The following is an 18,755-nucleotide window of genomic DNA, read 5'->3' on the forward strand; positions in this document are numbered from 1 at the left end:
AAAAAATTATTCATACATTTGAACTATGGAATTTAAGGAAGCTAAAAATAAATTTGTGCAAAGCTGGGGGGCATTAGGCTCGCAATGGGGTATTAATAAAACTATGGCGCAAATACACGCCCTGCTGATGATAGCTCCTGAACCCCTAAGTATGGAAGACATAATGGAAGAGTTGCAAATATCTCGTGGCAATGCCAGTATGAATCTTCGCGCCCTTATGGACTGGGGCATTATATATAAGGAATACAAGCCGGGCGAGAGACGCGAGTTCTTTACATCTGAAAAAGACCTTGACGAACTTGCTGTTAAAATTGCACAGGAACGCAGCAAACGCGAAATTAAGCCTGCCCTTAAAGTACTTAAAGAAGTATCGTCGGGCACTAATGAGAATTCTGCCGAAGCAAAACACTTTACAGAGCAAACTGCTAAACTTTATGATTTTGTTTTAAAGGCTGACAACATGCTCGAGAAATCGATAGAATTTAAAGACAATTGGCTGGCACGCCTTGTTATGAAAATAATGAAATAAAAAAATTTAATACGTAATTTCAATTTTTTCTGAAAGTTTAAAATAATCAATAAAATATATAAATCATGAATCTAAACATCCCTAACTGGCTCATAATACTGGGAGGTATTGGCCAGATATTTACTGCGCTCATTTATCCTTATATCCGCCATCGTGTGTTTGACTGGTACAACGATGTAAAACAATTAAAACCACTTAACCAGGAAATTGCCAAAACCTACGGGCGTTACATACAGGGACTCAATTTTAGTTTTGGCCTCATAGCATTGCTGCTCACTAACGATTTAAAAAACGGTACACCTTTAGCCATTGCTATAACTGGTTTGATCGCCACATATTGGGTAGGCAAAGTAGCCACACAAATTGCCTACTACCCCATGTATGAGATTCCGAAAGAAAAGCTGTTTAAGTTTGGAGGTTATGGCATGAATGCATTGTTTGTGTTATTTGCAGCAGTATATTCTCTATTGCTGACTTACAACCTTGTTCATTATTATAACCTTTAAATTTTAAAGCAATGACAACATCAACCTTAGATCGGGACCAGTTAATTCATAAAAAAAACACTTTAGAAACAGTGCATTTTTATAATGAAGCCACTGAAGATTATGAATTTTGGAGCCGTGATTTTAATATGCACTTTGGTTACTATAATCCGTTTCGTACCAATCCTTTTAAGCGTGACAGTATGCTTAACGAAATGAACAGGCAAATCTTTAAACGTCTTGCTAATGCTAAAATGCTTTGCGACCTTGGTTGTGGTATGGGCGGCACTATGCGATACGGTTTAACTAACAATTCTGCCTTAAATATAACCGGAATAACACTTTCTGAGTTTCAGGCTTCAGAAGGCAATAGGCTGTTAGGAGGCCTCAACGGAAATATTACCGTTAACGACTACAACAACACAGGATTTAAAAATAGTACTTTTGACGGAGCAATTGCCATTGAAAGCTTTTGCCATAGCGGCCACAGCGAACAATCATTTAAAGAAGCTTACCGCATAATAAAACCGGGTGGTCGCCTGATAGTAGCAGATGCTTTTCTGAAAAAAGATTTTGAACAATTATGTATTGGAGGTAATTATTGTTACAAAGGTCTATGCGAGGGATGGAGCCTTGAGAAACTTGGCAACATACATACTGTAAATATCATGCTTAAAGACATTGGGTTTACAAATGTAGCCATTGAAGAAGTTTCTTTTAAAGTGGCGCCATCTGTACTTCACGTACCGTTTGCAATTACAGGTTTCATCTTCAAAAAAACACTTAACAGTCACCCCATCAAAGCTCAAAGCATTAAAAATCTAAAAGGGTCACTCTTCGCATTACTGTCAGGTTTACAAATGAATAATTTTGGCTACTACATCATAACCTGCACAAAACAAGTGTAATCCTACAAATGTTTTATTTACTACAAAAATCATCTCAAAACCCAAAAAATATAACATTACTTAAAATTCATTCTTGCGTAAAATTAAGGTTAGTCACACACATACTATGCAGGCATAACTTAACTCTTGGTTTCAAAAAAGTTACGCTTTTGTAAGCTCTCTTCCTTTTAACGCTTCCTTAACGTACTTTAAGGCTTAACACCTAATTTTTGCGGTACTAATCTAAAATACAACGCAAGAATGAAAAATTTTACCCGTTATTTTTTTACGGCTTTCGTTATGCTGTTCTCAGTAGTAATGATGGCCCAGGAAACCATTAAAGGTAACGTTACCGATACGCAAAACCTGCCACTTCCGGGTGCTACAGTAATGGTTAAAGGCACTAAAGATATTGCCACAACAGGCATAGACGGTACATTTACACTTAGCACATCTGCAACATCGGGCAGTGTTATCATAAGCTTTTTGGGCCACAACCAAAAAACAGTAGCTTTTACCATTACACCAGGCACACCTCTAACCCTTGAACCTATTATGCTTACAGAAGACAGCGAAGAACTTGACGCCGTAGTAATAGTAGGTAAAGGCGTTATCGACATGGCTCAGGACAGGCGCACTCCTGTTGCCGTGAGCAACATTAGCCGCAGGGAAATTCAGGAAAAATCAGGTAACCAGGAGTTTCCGGAAGTAATGAAAAATACACCCGGCATCTATGTGGCCAGCCAGGCAGGTGGTTATGGTGATTCTAAAATGTTTGTTCGCGGTTTTGACCAAACTAACACAGCATTTATGCTTAACGGCCAGCCAATAAACGGTATGGAAGACGGTAACATGTATTGGAGTAACTGGAGCGGCATGACCGATGTAGCCAACCAAGTGCAGGTGCAGCGTGGCTTGGGTTCTTCTAAGCTTGCCATATCATCTGTAGGTGGTACAGTAAATATTGTAACTAAAGCTACAGATCTTCGCAAGGGCGGCTTTGCCCAGTCTATGATAGGTAATGACAACTACAGCCGTACAACGGTGGGCTACAACACCGGCCTTATGGAAAGTGGTTTTGGTGCAAGTGCCATGCTTACAAAATGGAGTGGCGACGGATACAACCGCGGTACTTATGGCGAGGGATACAACTATTTCCTTTCTTTTGGGTATAAAGCAAACGACAAACACCTTTTTAACTTCTTAGTGTTTGGTGCTCCTCAGCAGCATGATCAAAACTATACAAAATCTATTGCCAACTATCTTAGGTATGGCCGTAAATACAACAACAACTACGGCTTTCTTGATGGCGATTACATAAGTGAAAGGGTTAACTACTACCACAAACCCGTAGCAAACTTTAACTGGGATTTTACTATCAGCGATAAAATGAACCTTAGTACGGTAGCTTATGCCTCTTGGGGTCGTGGTGGCGGTACAGGTAACTATGGCTCATCTGCCAACAAAAAATATACATCAGACGGACATATTGATTTTGGAACCATACGCACAAACAACAGGGCACTTACTGACGGTATAGGCACAGTAGCAAACTCATACCTTATACGTAACTCGGTTAACAACCATTCATGGTATGGTGTGGTAAGTAACTTTAACCACGAAATAAGTCAAAACCTCAGCTATAATGCAGGTGTAGACCTTCGTACTTATAAGGGCACACACTACAGGGAAGTATCAAACTTTATGGGACTTAACGGATTTTTTGTAGATGATAATGTGCAATATCCGGACTACACAGTTACAGAGCAGTTTAGTGCTAACCCGTGGAGTTCATTCACTAACAAGCCAGCCAACACTCAAAAAATTGATTACGACTATGATGAGCGTATTAGCTATTTAGGTGTTTTTGGTCAGGTAGAATATAAAACGGATGAATTCTCTGCGTTTGTTCAGGGAGCAATATCTAATCAAAGCCACGTGCGTTGGGATCGCCAGCAATATTCTAAAGAACAGGAAAAATCAGATAAAGTTAACAACACAGGCTACAACATTAAAGGTGGTGCAAGTTATACTTTTGCAGAGCAGCACACCCTATTTGCTAATGCAGGTTTTTATTCAAGACAGCCTTACCACGATAACATATACCTGAACTTTGGTAATGAGGTAAACAACTTTACAGAAAACGAAAAAATCACAGGCCTTGAAGCGGGTTACCGTTTTAGGAGCAACTATGTAGATATTAACCTTGACGGTTATATGACACGATGGAAAGACAGGGTTACTACAAACGCTATGTATAATGTACTTAATACTATTACGGGCAACGAAGAACAGCTTTTCAGCAACAACTCAGGCGTACATCAACTGCATACAGGCGTAGAACTTGAAGTTACAGCCCACCCTACATCTCAGCTTGATATTAAAGGTTTTGCTTCTATAGGTAACTGGAAATATGACGATAATGTTTATACAAGGGTATTTGACGAAAGCAGGAACATTATTCCTAACAGTGTTTATAAAACAACAGCAACCAGCACCAGCTTTATACAAAACGAAACTATAAACGAAGTAAAAGGCAGAAAAGTGGGTGGTGCTGCACAAACAGTATTTGGCCTTGGCGCATCTTATAAAATAGTTAAAGGCCTTAGTGTAGATGCCGACTGGAGAATGTATGATAAACTATACTCTTCTACAGTAACAAAAGATATCGTAGAGATACCGTCTTATGATCTTGTAGATGCCGGTCTTACCTACAGGCTAAACTTTACAAACACATCTTTAGTTTTCCGCGCTAACGTAAACAACGTGTTTGACGAAGTTTATTTAAGCGAAATAACATCTTCTAACGTAGTTACACCAACATCTGTTAACTACAGGGGCGTTAATGTTACAAACAACGTGTTCTTTGGCAACGGCCGTACGTGGAACTTTAGCATGAGATATAATTTTTAGGTAGTTTAATATTTTTTTGTTACAGGCGCCCTGCACACTTTGTGCGGGGTGCTTTTGTATTTAGTAAATCCCGCAAAGTTTCGCAAAAGAAAAACTGAAAAGCTTAAGTAAAACTTTGTGATCCTCTGTGCCTTCTCCGTGTAAATAATACCAAAATTATGTATATAATTCAGTCTGCCGGAAATTTACATAAATAGATTACAATTTTACCACAAAGGCCACGAAGTTTTCACAAAGCTCACAAAGCAGTACGAATAATTTGCACACGACGAACAACAAGTTGTCTTACTAAGTTCACAAGGCATTGTGACTGGTGCTGTTGGCAGATATAACTTTGTGAACTTAAAAGCGAAGCGTAATACCTTGTTCACTTCGTGAAAACTTCGTGGCCTTTGTGGTAAAAAACAATCCAGTTTAACCATTGGTTGAAAAGACTAATCTATATTCATAAATGCTACAAAACCCTAATAAACCCTATCTAACAAAAGCAAAAGCCCAAGCCAGATAATGGGCACGCTTTCTACCCAAAATAAAGTATAATACTTAGGCCGTTCAGGGTTGGCAAAAATGGTAAACAACCCTACCATAAGTATCAAAAAAACATTAACCAAAAGCTGTGCAGGATCAACAAAGGTTTTCAGGAATTCTAAAAAGTAAAAAACGGCAAGCAAGCCCATATTCAGCAACCTTGTATTTTTTACTCCTATTTTTTGCGGTACGGTTTTTAGCGCAGGATCGTCTACGCTCAGGTCGATGATTTCAAAAATCAGGATAAGAATGATCACAAGCAGAAAGCGTTGGCAAAACTTCAGCCACGCATCATGTCCAAGTTCCAATCCTGTATTAAGCAATGGCATCAGGGTGGTAACTCCTGCCCAGCATAGTGCAACAATGTATATTTTTATTCCGGCAAAATTGCGCAGGTTTCCTTTTGCCGAAACAGGCACCGCATACAGCACCGCAAATAAAAACAATATCAGAGCGGCAATTTGTGCTTTGACCGAGAGCATAAAAAAGCACCATGCCCCTATTCCAAGCGAGAATAAACTTAAAGACAAAACTGCCTTATGAAAATTATTTAAAGGACGCTTTTTGCGGAAACGACTTTCATACTTTATAAAGTTGTAACCGAAAACTGTTCCGAAAAAGGCAAAACCCGCCATAGGAGCATCAAATGGATTGTGGAACATATAGTTGGTCATAAGCACCAGCGAGAGCACAGCAACAGCCACATGCAGGCTGCCGTGAATGTATATATAGAACAATTGTTTTGCAACCTTCATCTTACAAAAATAATCAATATCACAACAGTTACTCATTTGCAATGAAAAATTCACAAAATGAGGAAATAAGTTGTATTTTAATTTGAATATAAATCACTAATTTTGCGCCTTTAAACTACAGCACACAACGCACATGAAAACAGATGCTTTTGCTTTAAGGCATATTGGCCCAAGAGAGGCCGACCTTCAACACATGTTTAAAACCATCGGTGTAGAATCTATAGACCAGCTGGTATATGAAACCCTACCTGATGATATCCGTATAAAGGCGCCCCTAAATCTGGATCCAGCCCTTACCGAATATGAGTACCTAAACCACATTACTCAACTGGGCAATAAAAACAAAATTTTCAGGTCTTACATAGGCTTGGGTTACCACCCAGCCATTGTTCCGGCACCTATTCAGCGCAACATTTTCGAAAACCCGGGCTGGTACACTGCCTACACGCCTTATCAGGCAGAGATAGCCCAAGGGCGTCTTGAGGCACTTTTAAACTTCCAGACTACGGTTATCGAACTTACCGGAATGGAAATTGCCAATGCATCGCTTCTTGACGAAGGTACTGCCGCTGCCGAGGCTATGGCATTGTTATTTGACGTGCGTACACGCGACCAGAAAAAGAACAATGTAAACAAATTCTTCGTAAGCGAAGAAATACTGCCACAAAGCCTTAGCGTGCTGCAAACCCGTTCTACCCCAATTGGAGTAGAGCTTGTGGTGGGCAACCACGAAACGTTTGACTTCTCGTCAGAATTCTTTGGTGCTATATTGCAATACCCGGGCAAATACGGCCAGGTATATGATTATGCATCGTTCATTCAAAATGCAAAATCTAAAGATATTAAAATTGCTGTTGCCGCCGATATACTAAGCCTTGTAAAACTTACATCGCCTGGCGAACTTGGTGCCGATGTTGTGGTGGGTACAACCCAGCGTTTTGGTATACCAATGGGTTATGGCGGGCCTCACGCGGCTTACTTTGCCACTAAAGAAGAGTACAAACGCTCTATGCCGGGCAGGATTATTGGTGTTACTATAGATACCAATGGCAACCGTGCACTGCGCATGGCACTGCAAACCCGCGAGCAGCACATTAAACGCGAAAAGGCAACATCTAATATATGTACGGCTCAGGTACTACTTGCCGTTATGGCAGGTATGTATGCAGTATATCATGGACCAAAAGGACTGCAATATATTGCAGATAAAGTTCATGCGGCTGCTGTTACCACTGCCGATGCGCTTAACAAACTTGGTGTTTACCAAACCAACACGTCGTTCTTTGACACTATCGTGGTTAAAGCCGATGCTGCCAAAGTTAAAGCTGCCGCCGAAGCTAAAGAAATCAACTTCTATTATGTAGATGCCGATACCATAGCGATAGCATTTAACGAAACTACATCTGTAAAAGACATTAACGATATTGTTGCTGTATTTGCAGAAGCTACAGGTAAAACTACTGATACTGTTACTACACTTACCGATGCTGTTTCAATTCCTGATAGTTTAGTTAGAACTAATGAATTCCTTAAGCATGAGGTTTTCAATAAATACCACAGCGAAACGGCTTTAATGCGCTACATTAAAAAACTGGAGCGTTTAGACCTTGCGCTTAACCACAGCATGATATCTTTAGGCTCATGTACCATGAAGCTTAATGCCGCTGCCGAAATGCTTCCGCTTAGCCTGCCTAACTGGAACAGCATTCACCCGTTTGCACCTGTAGAACAGGCAGAAGGATACCAAACCATGCTTAAAAAACTGGAAGAGCAACTAAACGTTATTACCGGTTTTGCAGGCACTACCCTACAGCCTAACAGTGGCGCACAGGGCGAGTATGCCGGCCTTATGGTTATTCGTGCTTATCAGGAATCTATAGGTCAAAGTCACAGAAACATTGCTCTTATTCCTGCATCTGCACACGGAACCAACCCTGCTACCGCACACATGGCCGGTATGGAGGTTGTGGTTACCAAAACATCTGAAAACGGAAACATAGACGTAGAAGATCTAAGGGCAAAAGCCATACTGCACAAAGACAACCTTGCGTGCCTAATGGTTACCTACCCTTCTACACACGGTGTGTATGAAGCTTCGATTATAGAGGTTATAAATATTATACATGAAAACGGCGGACAGGTTTACATGGATGGCGCTAACATGAATGCACAGGTTGGCCTTACCAACCCTGGCACTATTGGTGCCGATGTTTGCCACCTTAACCTACACAAAACCTTTGCTATACCTCACGGTGGCGGTGGCCCGGGTGTAGGCCCTATATGTGTGGCTAAACACCTTGTGCCGTTCCTGCCTACCAACCCTGTTGTGGCTACAGGTGGCGAAAATGCTATTACAGCCATATCGGCGGCACCATGGGGATCAGCTCTAGTATGCCTTATCTCTTACGGCTACATAACCATGCTGGGCGAAGAAGGACTTAAGAGTTCTACCGAGCATGCCATTATAAACGCTAACTATATTAAAGAGAGGCTTGCCGGTTACTACGACACGCTTTACACAGGCGAGATGGGACGTGCAGCACACGAAATGATATTAGAATGCCGTCCGTTTAAAGCAAACGGCATAGAGGTTACTGATATTGCCAAACGTTTAATGGACTACGGTTTCCATGCACCGACTGTATCATTCCCGGTTGCAGGCACGCTAATGGTAGAGCCTACTGAGAGTGAGAACCTTGAAGAGCTTGACCGTTTTTGTGATGCCATGATAGCCATCCGTAAAGAAATAGACGAGGTTACTGCCGATGATAAAAACAACGTGCTTAAAAATGCGCCGCATACTTTGGCAATGATCACTACTGATAACTGGACACTACCTTACACCCGCGAAAAAGCAGCGTTCCCATTAGAGTACCTGCACGAAAATAAATTTTGGCCGGGCGTGCGTCGTGTAGACGATGCATACGGCGACCGCAATCTTGTTTGTTCATGTGCGCCAATTGAGGCATACATGGAAAATTAAGTTTTATAAGGCTGTCTTCGGGCAGCCTTTTTTATTAAGCCACGAATTACATAAATTGCACTAATATTTGATTTTGCCAAATAGGTGTATTTTATGAAACTCGTGGTTTTTTTATTTATTAAAATGTATAACTTTGATAAAAACACTATTGTTATGGAAACTACTTTTCATTTTTCTTCTGCTGATGAAATTTCTCCTGATTTTATAGAAACCCTCAAAGCTGCTTTCAAAAAAAAGCCAATTGCTATAACTGTAGAAGAAGATTTTTATATACCTGCATGGCAAAAAGAAGAAACATTAAAGAGAAAAGAGCACATAAAGAATCATCCGGATTCTTTAACAGATTTTGACATCATGATGGCAGAACTCGAACAGGAAATGGATAATGAAAAATAAAAAATTTGTTGTCGACACAGTAAAATCTGACCTGAAAGAAGCTGCCGAATGGTATAACAATGCTAAAAAGGGATTAGGATTAATTTTTCTGAGAGAAATAAACCAAAATGTTAACAACATAGCCAATAACCCATTAATTCATAATATACGTTATTCAAATATACGAATCGCATTTTGTACTAAGTTTCCTTATGGCATCCACTATGAATATTTGCCAGAACAAAATCAGGTAAATATTCTGGCAATTTATCATACCTCCAGAAATCCTGATCTTTGGAAAGACTCTGATATCTAAATTTAGAGATAATTCTAAGAATGTTAAAGCTATCAACACCTACAAAGAGGCATATTGTAAATAGGTTTAGTAAAAAATCTCATTACTTATCTCAATACCGTTATGACCTCAATCATTAAATCCTTATAATTTATTACTGAAATTTGTAGTAAACATTATAGGTTATGAAAGACATAGAAAACCGCGAAGACCTCGAAAAACTGCTTTGGGAATTTTACACACGGTTGCTTAACGACCCAGGCATTAGCTATATTTTTACTGATGTAGCTAAGATAAACCTTGAAACCCACATGCCGTCGCTTACAGATTTTTGGGAGCAAAGCCTTTTTTATACAGGCAATTACCGCAAAAATGTAATGCAAATGCATTTAGACCTGAATGAAAAAGAAAGACTTACCGAAATTCATTTTGAGATTTGGCTCAACCACTTTAACATAACCGTTAATGATTTGTTTTTTGGCATAAATTCCGAAAAAATTAAAACAAGGGCGCAATCAATCGCAACTGTTATGAAAATAAAAATGGCAACACACTGAAATTGTCAATTTATTAACATAGATTTGTTAGCTGACGCTGCAATTAAATTTATATGCAGGCATAGCATTTTTAACAAAGCTATCCCGTTATTTATACTTAAATTAGCTTAAGCAAACAAATAGTATTGAGATGAACATAAAGATAACCGGTTCAGGCTGCTACATCCCTAACCGTATAGTTACTAATAAAGATTTCGCACAGCACCAGTTTTTAAATGAGAATGGTTCTCCTTTGTCGTATTCTAACGAGGTAGTAACCGAGAAGTTCAGGCAGATTACCGGTATTGATGAGCGTCGTTATGTTGAAGAGGATTTACTAACATCAGATATTGCTTTTTTTGCTGCCGAACGTGCCATTCAGGATGCAGGCATAGACCCGGAAACACTGGATTATATAATTTTTGCGCACAACTTTGGAAATGTTAAGCAAGGTGCTATACAGGCCGATCTTTTGCCAAGCCTTGCCAGCCGTGTAAAGCACAGCCTTAAAATAAAAAATGCAAAATGTGTTGCTTATGATATTCTTTTTGGGTGTCCTGGCTGGGTAGAAGGTGTTATACAGGCACAGGCATACATTAAGAGCGGTATGGCTAAACGCTGCCTGGTTATTGGTGCCGAAACCCTGAGCCGTGTGGTAGACCTGCATGACAGAGACAGTATGATATACAGCGATGGAGCCGGAGCAACGGTTATAGAAGCTACTGATGATGAAGGGGGCATTCTTTCACACGAAACCGCATCGTTTACTTATGATGAAGCTTATTTTCTTTTCTTTGGAAATTCATATAACAAAGACCATGATAAAGATGTTAGATACATAAAAATGTATGGCCGAAAAATATATGAATTTGCCCTGAGCCATGTACCACAGGCCATGAAAGAATGCCTGGAAAAAAGTGGTGTTGCCATTGGCGATCTTAAAAAGATACTTATACATCAGGCAAACGAAAAAATGGATGAAGCAATTGTAGAGCGTTTTTATAAGCTGCACGATGCTACAATGCCAGAACGTGTAATGCCTATGAGTATTCATAAACTGGGTAACAGCAGTGTAGCAACCATACCTACATTATATGACCTTATGATAAAAGGGCAACTTGCCGACCAGGAGCTCAATCCGGGCGATATAGTGCTTTTTGCATCTGTAGGTGCCGGCATGAATATTAATGCCGTTGTATATAAGGTTTAATAAAGCTTTATTGCAACTTAATAAACTTCTTTAAGGCTTGTTTTACCCACACATTTAACTGGTAAACAAGCCTTAACCTGTAAACAACCATTACTGTTACAAACACATAAAGACTTGTTTTATAAATAAGGTTCATAAAGTGCGAATCGGTTTTAGGTAATCCCCATACTGCAAACCCAGCAAGTAAAAATACGATTGCCATTTTTAAAAACTTACCGTCGAAAGGCAACAGATCAAATTTCTTTTTTAAAAATATCAGTTTACTTACGTTAAAGGTTGTCATACTTATAAACGATGCAAAAGCTACTCCCATTATACCATATCCTAAGCTAATGAACCAAATATTGAGTCCTACATTGAGAACCACCAAAGAAAGTATGGCGATCATATTGAATCTGTAGTATTTAGAATAGGTAATAATTTCTGTATTAAAACCTGTCGCCATATTTATCAGTACACTAAAACCAAGCACTTTAATAATGGGTATTGTATCTTTAAGCTTATCGTAAGCAGGAAGTATCCTAAACAATTCTTCCAAACCTAAAAAAATACATCCGTAAAAAATTGCCCCTATAAAAAAAAGCAATCGCGCTATTTCTTTATACTTTACATTTAATTCCTTATATCGTTCGGCTTTTAAATCCGCCGAAATAAGCGGAGCATATAATGCAAAAAGCCCCATTGCCGGAATCTGCATAGTTGATGCAAGCGTTACTCCGTTTCTAAAGATACCGTTTGCCTCTTCAGAGATATATTCGAATATTATTATTCCATCGATCCTAAACGCAAGTAAAGACCCAAGGCTGCCTGCAAACGAATATAAGCTGTATTTATAATAATCGTTACGGGGAATTTCTTCAAACAGTTCTTTAAAACTATAATTAAATCCCGGTTTATAATACTTGAAAAGATAAATACCAATAAGAAAAAAAATTGCTATATAGCAGCAGGCATATAGCGTTAAAGATGTATAAAACCCTACAAAGTTGTTTATTAAAAGTATAAATAAAAGCGGCAAAATTATTTTAGGAATAATTTTTTCAAATAAAGTTGGCACTGCAAGCCTTCGCATGTCCTGTGCCTGTTTTCTAAAAAGTTCAATATAGGACAACGCTAAAGCAACAGGAAATGCAAAATATAAAAGCTCTTTATTTTTATAATTCCCAAAAAAATTAAGTAGAACAATAACTAAGAAGACCACAACACCAATTACACTAATAGATGCCAAGCTGTAATTAAATAACTGCTTTTGATGTTTTTCACTTAATCCCGGATAGAACTTAATCAATGCGTGAGAAGCACCCAAAACCATTATCGGGAAAAGCATTTGCGAAATATTATCTATAAAACCTATTGTTCCTGAAAGCTCGTAATTAAGCGGATAAATAAACAATGCTGATATAACACCAATGAAAGTACCTGAGTAATTAATTATACTGTAAAGTATAGCCTGCTTTTGTAATTTACTTTTCAAGTCAGTAAAATATATTAATGGCAAATATAGTCCTGATTTTTATAAATGAGGATTACTTTTTTTTATATTTTTGAAGCATCTATTTAAACACGATGTACGAAAAAAGCTTTCCTCACAAACGATATAAATTAACACTTGAATTTCTTACAAAACATGTTTCTCCAGAGGAAAAGATTTTAGACTTAGGTATCAAAAATCCTTTTTCTGAAATAATGGAAAAAGAAGGATATAACGTTAGTAATACCGGAGGTGAGGATATTGATATCGATCAAAGTACAATCGTTGACAGACAGTATGATGTGTTAACGGCTTTTGAGATCTTTGAGCATCTGTTAAACCCATACACAGTGCTTAAAAGTGTAAAAAGTGACAAGCTAATCATATCAGTCCCTTTAAGGCTATGGTTTAGCCCTGCCTATCGCAGTAAAACCGATATGTGGGACAGACATTATCACGAGTTTGAAGAATGGCAGTTAGATTGGCTATTAGAAAAAACCGGATGGGTAATTAAAGATCGTAGCAGATGGACAAATCCCACAAAAAAAATTGGCATTAGGCCATTGTTACGACGTTTTACACCGCGTTATTATATTGTCTATGCGGAAAGGAATTCAAAATCATAGCCTATCGCAGCAAACTAAAATGTGACTTTACTTCCATAAACATTCCATTACAATCTGTGTAAGTTAGCACAAACCAATAATCTGTTGCAAAAAGAGCTTCAGAATTGAATTTGCCATCCCAACCACGCTCTTTCAGAGGATTAATTTTTTTTATCAGTTTGCCATAACGGTCATAAATTGTAACATTAACATTTGTCATGTTACTTATGTCTTTGATGGTCCAATAATCATTTATACCATCATGATTTGGTGTAAAATACTTGCTATAGGTATAAGTGGATTTGCATGGAGGTTCGCAGGGTTCTATACGGGCAAGATAGCTGTTCCCTCTTTTAATTACTGTCTTACCCCTGAGTACTATCTGCTTCCCTGCTTTCATGGTAATGTTTGAAGCAGAATTTTCAGTAATTATATAATTATTACTAACGTTTATTGAGTTTTCAGCCCAATATAAATACGAATTATTCTCTTCCGGATTTCTCAATGTGATGAAAGGATCGCAACTTACAATCTCATCTCTTAAGAAACTTTTTAAAATAGCCGTATCATTTTCAACCCTATAAGCATTTTTCACAGGATCGGGAACCATGACCAATTTGATCAATATTATTTTAAACAACAGCAACTTCATCATTGTTTATTTTTCAGTTTATCAATCTCTCTCTGCTGTAATTCTATTTTTTTATTCAAGTCTATTACATATAATGTGAGCTCTTCTATTTTTTGCAACAAAAGTTTATTCATTTCACCCAGTTCAATTCCGTCATTTTTAACCTCTTTTTCACTTGGTATGTGCATCAAATGCTTTTCTTTATTAATGTATGCTTCTACTTCATTTAATGTAGGCAAATTGTAATCTTCGTCAAATACATAATCGGCCCATTCCTGTTTTAATGTTACCCTTACTTCTTCAGTCAATATACCTCCCTCTACAAAAAGGCTGTAATAACTAACATCTTCGTTACCTGAACGGGTTGGAATCAGATTGGTTTTAATCCCTACTTTACCATTTGTATAAATGTTATCATTTATAGACATCGAAACAGTGTTATCAAGCTTTAACCAGTCAGAATCAAACTCAGCCGGAGCAGGAACAGGATATTCAAAAACATTACCACTACTATCTGTACCCAGTAAAAAATCAGGTGTTGTAGCGTTGCTTAAATTTTGAAAGCGTACCGTTCCATTAGTATGAAGATTGGCAGTAGGATTATTTGTATTAAAACCAACTAATCCATTAGTATACTTGGTATCGTTTATATTCATGGGCACGCCTCCGTCAGGTTTTATCCAATCAGCATCACTCGAAGCTACCCCACCCGTCACAGGAGTATATTTACCAACATTTCCTAAAGCATCAACACCTAAAATAAAGTTAGCAGCTGTTTTTTCACTTAAACCCTCAAAGCGTACTGTACCATTTGCATGAAGATTTGCAGTGGGATTAACTGTATTAAAACCTATGAGGCCATTGGTGTATTTAGTATCATTAACAGACATCGGCACATTCCCATCAGGCTTTAACCAATCTGCATCAGATGGCGTTGCAACAGGCACAGGATATTCAAATACATTTCCGCTACTATCTGTACCAAGCATAAAACTTGGGTTTACAGAATCTGCTAAACTTTCAAAACGAACTGTACCATTTGCATGCAAGTTAGCTGTTGGGTTGACAGTGTTAAAGCCTATCAGGCCATTAGTGTATTTGGTATCATTAATAGACATTGGTACATTCCCATCAGGTTTTAGCCAGTCAGCGTCTGATGTGCCACCACCACTCCCTCCACTATTTAACAAAGAAGCAGGGTATTCGAACACATTTCCGCTATTATCTGTACCCAGTATAAAATTAGGAACAGATGCATTAGCAAGATTCTCAAACCTTACAGATCCAACGGTATGTAAAAGTGCGGTAGGTGTTTCGGTATTGACACCTACATTTCCGTTAGCAGCAATTGTCATTAACCTTGTCGAAGAGTTTCTCCATTGAAATAAAGGCCTGTTTACTATTGCCCTGTATGTTCCTGCAGGCCCCCAAACAAATTCGTTAGTATTGGTAAATATAGGCTGTGTAGGAATTGTTGTTGTGAAAAGCATTAGCGGCGATGAACCATTATCTAAACTCCCAGCAATAGATGATGTAAATACCATAGAAAAAGAATTACTTGTATCGCGATAGGACCAAAAAGTAGGTATAAACTGGTTTTCATTTTGGGTACCATTAGAAACCTCAAGCCTGTCATTACCTGCACCTGCAACTGTAAAATTGGAAACACGTTCAGAACTCGATATACCTCCGGAAGATGAACTATGAGGGAATGCCACCTGAGCGGAAGCAATAACTGTAAAGAAAAAGAAAGCGACAAACAACTTCATAAATCGATTTTTTAAACCCTAAATTTAGCTAAACAAATTAAAAAATAAAGATATTTGCACTATTTCTACACAAAACATGAAATACTATGTAATTATTCCGGCGCATAATGAAGAAGCCTTTATGGGCATAACACTTCAATCGTTGGCAGAGCAAACCGTGCTACCCACAAAAGCCGTTGTAGTAAATGACAACAGTACCGATGCTACGGCTTCAATTGTTCAGGAATACATAAATAAACATCCATGGATAACACTGGTAAATAAACAGTCTGACGAGGTGCACATGCCCGGCAGCAAAGTAATACAGGCTTTTAATGCCGGTTATGCTACTATCGATGATAATTATGATATTATTGTAAAATTGGATGCTGACCTGATATTGCCCCCTGATTATTTTGAGAGCATTTTAAATGAATTCATAAAAGATGACACGGTGGGTATGGCAGGTGGTTTTGCCTATATAGAAAAAAACGGACAATGGGTAATAGAAAGCCTTACCGATAAAGACCACATTCGTGGGGCATTTAAAGCCTACCGTAAAGAACTTTTTATGCAAATGGGCGGATTGCGCACTGCCATGGGCTGGGACACAGCCGATGAGCTTCTTGCTAAATTTTATGGCTGGAAAGTAGTAACAGTAGAACGTTTAATTGTTAAACACCTTAAGCCCACTGGGGCTAACTACAATAAAGCTGCACGCTACAAACAGGGCGAAGCTTTTTATACTTTAGGTTACGGACTTATAATCACCACAATAGCGGGTGCAAAACTTGCCATGCGCAAAAAAAAGCCACTGCTTTTTATAGATTATATTATGGGCTTTCTTAAAGCAAAAAATGAAGGAAAGGCACTTTTAGTAACTAATGAACAGGCAAAATTTGTGCGCAGCTACCGCTGGAAGAAGATGAAAGAAAAGTTGTTTTAATACGATAAGTATTAAAAAACTATTAAGTATTGCCATTAACCCGATACAAATCGGTACATTAGCCATTATTTTCGCTTTATATAAATGATCAAAATTTTACACCAGATAGGCCGCTACTTCCTTATGCTTAAGGAGGTTTTTAACAAACCCACCAAATGGGTAGTAATGAGGCCACTGATATTTAAAGAAATAGACGACCTTATAGTAGGGTCTATGGGCATTGTAGCCTTTATATCGTTCTTTATTGGCGGTGTTGTAGCTATACAAACCGCACTTAACCTTACCAACCCGCTTATACCAAAATCACTTATAGCATTTGCCACAAGGCAGTCAGTAATATTAGAGTTCTCTCCTACTTTTCTTTCAATTATTATGGCCGGAAGAGCAGGTTCTTATATTACATCAAGCATTGGTACTATGCGCGTTACAGAACAAATAGACGCCCTAGAGGTTATGGGTGTTAACTCATTAAACTATCTGATCTTCCCTAAGATCATTGCTTTTTTATTGTATCCTTTTGTAATATCTGTATCAATATTTTTAGGTATTCTGGGGGGATGGCTTGCCGGTGTATATGGTGGGTTTATATCTAATGACGAATTTATAGGCGGCATACAACGAGAGTTTATACCCTTTCATATTATATATGCCTTTATAAAAACATTCATATTTGGGTTTATACTTGCCACTATACCTTCATTTCATGGCTTTTACATGAAAGGTGGAGCTTTAGAAGTGGGTAAAGCAAGCACAACATCGTTTGTGTGGAGTTGTGTGGTTATTATTTTGATAGACTATATTTTAACCCAAATACTTTTAAGCTAATGATAGAGATAAAAGACATAAGAAAGTCGTTTGGTGATGTTGAAGTGCTTAAAGGGATATCGACAACATTTGAAGCAGGAAAAACCAACCTTATTATTGGCCGAAGCGGATCGGGTAAAACCGTAATGCTTAAGACACTCTTGGGTATACACACCCCCGATTCGGGAACAATAGCCTTTAATGGCAGGATATACACAGAACTTGATCCCGATGAAAAAAGGGCATTACGCACAGAGATAGGCATGGTATTTCAGGGCAGTGCATTATTCGACTCTATGAACGTCGAGGACAACGTTGCTTTTCCACTTAAAATGTTTACCAACAAGCGCACAAAAGACATTAAAGACCGTGTTAATGAAGTGTTGGAAAGGGTAAACCTTAAAGATGCTAATCGAAAATTTCCTAATGAAATATCGGGTGGTATGCAAAAGCGTGTAGCCATTGCCCGCGCGATTGTAAACAACCCAAAATATCTTTTTTGCGACGAACCTAACTCCGGACTCGACCCGGAGACCAGTATAGTTATAGACGAACTGGTACAGGAGATCACTAAAGAATATAACATTACCACCGTTATCAATACACACGATATGAACTCGGTACTACAAATAGGTGAAAAGATCGTATTCCTTAAAAACGGGATTAAAGAATGGGAAGGTAATAAAGACGAGATACAGGTTACAAGAAATAAATCGGTAGTGGAATTTGTATATTCATCAGATCTATTCAAAAAAGTACGTGAAAGCCTTTTGGCCGATGCCGATGAAACAATCAACGGACATACCAATAAAAAATAGTTTCTTTTATACTTAAAAACAAGAAGACCCGGTTTTTTAAAACCGGGTCTTCTTGTTTTATATCATCCCTAAGAGCACAAACCTGGAAAGAGTATCAATACAATGAACTACACTAAAAACCTCTTAAAAGGATTAAAAATAGCATCTACATATCAATCAACACATACAATCTTAGTCTAAACAAAAGAGCCCGGCAAAAATTCCGGGCTCTTAAATATTATAAAAAGTAAAGCTTA

The 18,755-nt window shown here is 38.3% G+C and carries 17 protein-coding genes; 13 read left to right on the forward strand and 4 right to left on the reverse strand.

Going from position 1 to position 18,755, the window contains the following annotated elements:
* Positions 1–25: 25 nt before the first annotated feature.
* The 4 genes from GR160_RS06445 (at position 26) to GR160_RS06460 (ending at position 4,814) form a co-directional block, all read left to right on the forward strand.
* Complete coding sequence (locus tag GR160_RS06445; RefSeq protein ID WP_160749048.1) at positions 26–529, forward strand: GbsR/MarR family transcriptional regulator; 504 nt, start codon at positions 26–28, stop codon at positions 527–529.
* A 65-nt stretch (positions 530–594) separates the two neighbouring features.
* Positions 595–1,035 carry a hypothetical protein gene (locus tag GR160_RS06450; RefSeq protein ID WP_160749049.1) on the forward strand — a complete coding sequence of 147 codons (441 nt, stop codon included), beginning with the start codon at positions 595–597 and terminating at the stop codon, positions 1,033–1,035.
* A gap of 11 nt (positions 1,036–1,046) precedes the next feature.
* A complete protein-coding gene (locus GR160_RS06455) occupies positions 1,047–1,922 on the forward strand; it encodes a methyltransferase domain-containing protein (protein WP_160749050.1) in 876 nt (291 codons plus the stop codon).
* A gap of 240 nt (positions 1,923–2,162) precedes the next feature.
* Positions 2,163–4,814 carry a TonB-dependent receptor domain-containing protein gene (locus GR160_RS06460; RefSeq protein WP_160749051.1) on the forward strand — a complete coding sequence of 884 codons (2,652 nt, stop codon included), beginning with the start codon at positions 2,163–2,165 and terminating at the stop codon, positions 4,812–4,814.
* A gap of 464 nt (positions 4,815–5,278) precedes the next feature.
* On the opposite strand, the gene GR160_RS06465 is transcribed toward GR160_RS06460, so the two are convergent.
* Positions 5,279–6,097, reverse strand: a complete 819-nt coding sequence (locus tag GR160_RS06465) for a hypothetical protein (RefSeq protein ID WP_160749052.1) — start codon at positions 6,095–6,097, stop codon at positions 5,279–5,281.
* Positions 6,098–6,230: 133 nt separating this feature from the next.
* Here GR160_RS06465 and gcvP point away from each other — a divergent pair, with 133 nt between their 5' ends.
* The 5 genes from gcvP to GR160_RS06490 all read left to right on the forward strand — a co-directional run bounded on the left by gcvP (position 6,231) and on the right by GR160_RS06490 (position 11,496).
* Positions 6,231–9,080: an aminomethyl-transferring glycine dehydrogenase gene (gene gcvP / locus GR160_RS06470; protein ID WP_160749053.1), complete on the forward strand. Its 2,850-nt coding sequence runs from the start codon at positions 6,231–6,233 to the stop codon at positions 9,078–9,080.
* A 153-nt stretch (positions 9,081–9,233) separates the two neighbouring features.
* Positions 9,234–9,476: a hypothetical protein gene (locus GR160_RS06475; RefSeq protein WP_160749054.1), complete on the forward strand. Its 243-nt coding sequence runs from the start codon at positions 9,234–9,236 to the stop codon at positions 9,474–9,476.
* Positions 9,466–9,771, forward strand: coding sequence for a type II toxin-antitoxin system RelE/ParE family toxin (locus GR160_RS06480; protein ID WP_160749055.1), 306 nt, complete (start codon positions 9,466–9,468; stop codon positions 9,769–9,771). Before GR160_RS06475 ends, GR160_RS06480 begins: the two co-directional genes overlap by 11 nt.
* A gap of 164 nt (positions 9,772–9,935) precedes the next feature.
* Positions 9,936–10,307, forward strand: coding sequence for a group III truncated hemoglobin (locus GR160_RS06485; protein WP_160749056.1), 372 nt, complete (start codon positions 9,936–9,938; stop codon positions 10,305–10,307).
* Positions 10,308–10,437: 130 nt separating this feature from the next.
* Positions 10,438–11,496, forward strand: coding sequence for a 3-oxoacyl-ACP synthase III family protein (locus GR160_RS06490; protein WP_160749057.1), 1,059 nt, complete (start codon positions 10,438–10,440; stop codon positions 11,494–11,496).
* A gap of 7 nt (positions 11,497–11,503) precedes the next feature.
* On the opposite strand, the gene GR160_RS06495 is transcribed toward GR160_RS06490, so the two are convergent.
* The gene (locus GR160_RS06495) at positions 11,504–12,970 is read right to left on the reverse strand and encodes a lipopolysaccharide biosynthesis protein (RefSeq protein WP_160749058.1); all 1,467 of its coding nucleotides are present in this window, start codon (positions 12,968–12,970) and stop codon (positions 11,504–11,506) included.
* Between the two features lie 92 nt (positions 12,971–13,062).
* Here GR160_RS06495 and GR160_RS06500 point away from each other — a divergent pair, with 92 nt between their 5' ends.
* Complete coding sequence (locus GR160_RS06500; RefSeq protein ID WP_160749059.1) at positions 13,063–13,593, forward strand: class I SAM-dependent methyltransferase; 531 nt, start codon at positions 13,063–13,065, stop codon at positions 13,591–13,593.
* 1 nt (position 13,594) lies between these two features.
* Here the strand turns inward: GR160_RS06500 and GR160_RS06505 are convergent, their stop codons facing one another.
* Both GR160_RS06505 and GR160_RS06510 read right to left on the reverse strand, forming a co-directional pair.
* A complete protein-coding gene (locus GR160_RS06505) occupies positions 13,595–14,227 on the reverse strand; it encodes a T9SS type B sorting domain-containing protein (protein WP_160749060.1) in 633 nt (210 codons plus the stop codon).
* Complete coding sequence (locus tag GR160_RS06510; RefSeq protein ID WP_160749061.1) at positions 14,224–15,972, reverse strand: hypothetical protein; 1,749 nt, start codon at positions 15,970–15,972, stop codon at positions 14,224–14,226. The genes GR160_RS06505 and GR160_RS06510 overlap by 4 nt, the downstream gene beginning before the upstream one ends.
* A 76-nt stretch (positions 15,973–16,048) precedes the next feature.
* Between GR160_RS06510 and GR160_RS06515 the strand changes: the two genes are divergently transcribed.
* The 3 genes from GR160_RS06515 to GR160_RS06525 all read left to right on the forward strand — a co-directional run bounded on the left by GR160_RS06515 (position 16,049) and on the right by GR160_RS06525 (position 18,519).
* A complete protein-coding gene (locus tag GR160_RS06515; RefSeq protein ID WP_160749062.1) occupies positions 16,049–16,897 on the forward strand; it encodes a glycosyltransferase family 2 protein in 849 nt (282 codons plus the stop codon).
* 84 nt (positions 16,898–16,981) lie between these two features.
* The gene (locus tag GR160_RS06520; RefSeq protein ID WP_160749063.1) at positions 16,982–17,722 is read left to right on the forward strand and encodes an ABC transporter permease; all 741 of its coding nucleotides are present in this window, start codon (positions 16,982–16,984) and stop codon (positions 17,720–17,722) included.
* Positions 17,722–18,519, forward strand: a complete 798-nt coding sequence (locus GR160_RS06525) for an ABC transporter ATP-binding protein (RefSeq protein WP_160749064.1) — start codon at positions 17,722–17,724, stop codon at positions 18,517–18,519. Before GR160_RS06520 ends, GR160_RS06525 begins: the two co-directional genes overlap by 1 nt.
* Positions 18,520–18,755 lie beyond the last annotated feature (236 nt).

It is taken from the genome of Flavobacterium sp. Sd200, from assembly GCF_009826935.1.
In the GTDB taxonomy this organism is placed as follows: domain Bacteria; phylum Bacteroidota; class Bacteroidia; order Flavobacteriales; family Flavobacteriaceae; genus Flavobacterium.

Coding starts and splice junctions, on each gene's coding strand:
- GR160_RS06510 (WP_160749061.1), bottom strand. CDS start 15,972: ATGAAGTTGTTTGTCGCTTTCTTTTTCTTTACAGTTATTGCTTCCGCT.
- GR160_RS06515 (WP_160749062.1), top strand. CDS start 16,049: ATGAAATACTATGTAATTATTCCGGCGCATAATGAAGAAGCCTTTATG.
- GR160_RS06450 (WP_160749049.1), top strand. CDS start 595: ATGAATCTAAACATCCCTAACTGGCTCATAATACTGGGAGGTATTGGC.
- GR160_RS06445 (WP_160749048.1), top strand. CDS start 26: ATGGAATTTAAGGAAGCTAAAAATAAATTTGTGCAAAGCTGGGGGGCA.
- GR160_RS06490 (WP_160749057.1), top strand. CDS start 10,438: ATGAACATAAAGATAACCGGTTCAGGCTGCTACATCCCTAACCGTATA.
- GR160_RS06520 (WP_160749063.1), top strand. CDS start 16,982: ATGATCAAAATTTTACACCAGATAGGCCGCTACTTCCTTATGCTTAAG.
- GR160_RS06505 (WP_160749060.1), bottom strand. CDS start 14,227: ATGATGAAGTTGCTGTTGTTTAAAATAATATTGATCAAATTGGTCATG.
- GR160_RS06485 (WP_160749056.1), top strand. CDS start 9,936: ATGAAAGACATAGAAAACCGCGAAGACCTCGAAAAACTGCTTTGGGAA.
- GR160_RS06465 (WP_160749052.1), bottom strand. CDS start 6,097: ATGAAGGTTGCAAAACAATTGTTCTATATATACATTCACGGCAGCCTG.
- GR160_RS06525 (WP_160749064.1), top strand. CDS start 17,722: ATGATAGAGATAAAAGACATAAGAAAGTCGTTTGGTGATGTTGAAGTG.
- GR160_RS06500 (WP_160749059.1), top strand. CDS start 13,063: ATGTACGAAAAAAGCTTTCCTCACAAACGATATAAATTAACACTTGAA.
- GR160_RS06475 (WP_160749054.1), top strand. CDS start 9,234: ATGGAAACTACTTTTCATTTTTCTTCTGCTGATGAAATTTCTCCTGAT.
- GR160_RS06460 (WP_160749051.1), top strand. CDS start 2,163: ATGAAAAATTTTACCCGTTATTTTTTTACGGCTTTCGTTATGCTGTTC.
- GR160_RS06455 (WP_160749050.1), top strand. CDS start 1,047: ATGACAACATCAACCTTAGATCGGGACCAGTTAATTCATAAAAAAAAC.
- gcvP (WP_160749053.1), top strand. CDS start 6,231: ATGAAAACAGATGCTTTTGCTTTAAGGCATATTGGCCCAAGAGAGGCC.
- GR160_RS06480 (WP_160749055.1), top strand. CDS start 9,466: ATGAAAAATAAAAAATTTGTTGTCGACACAGTAAAATCTGACCTGAAA.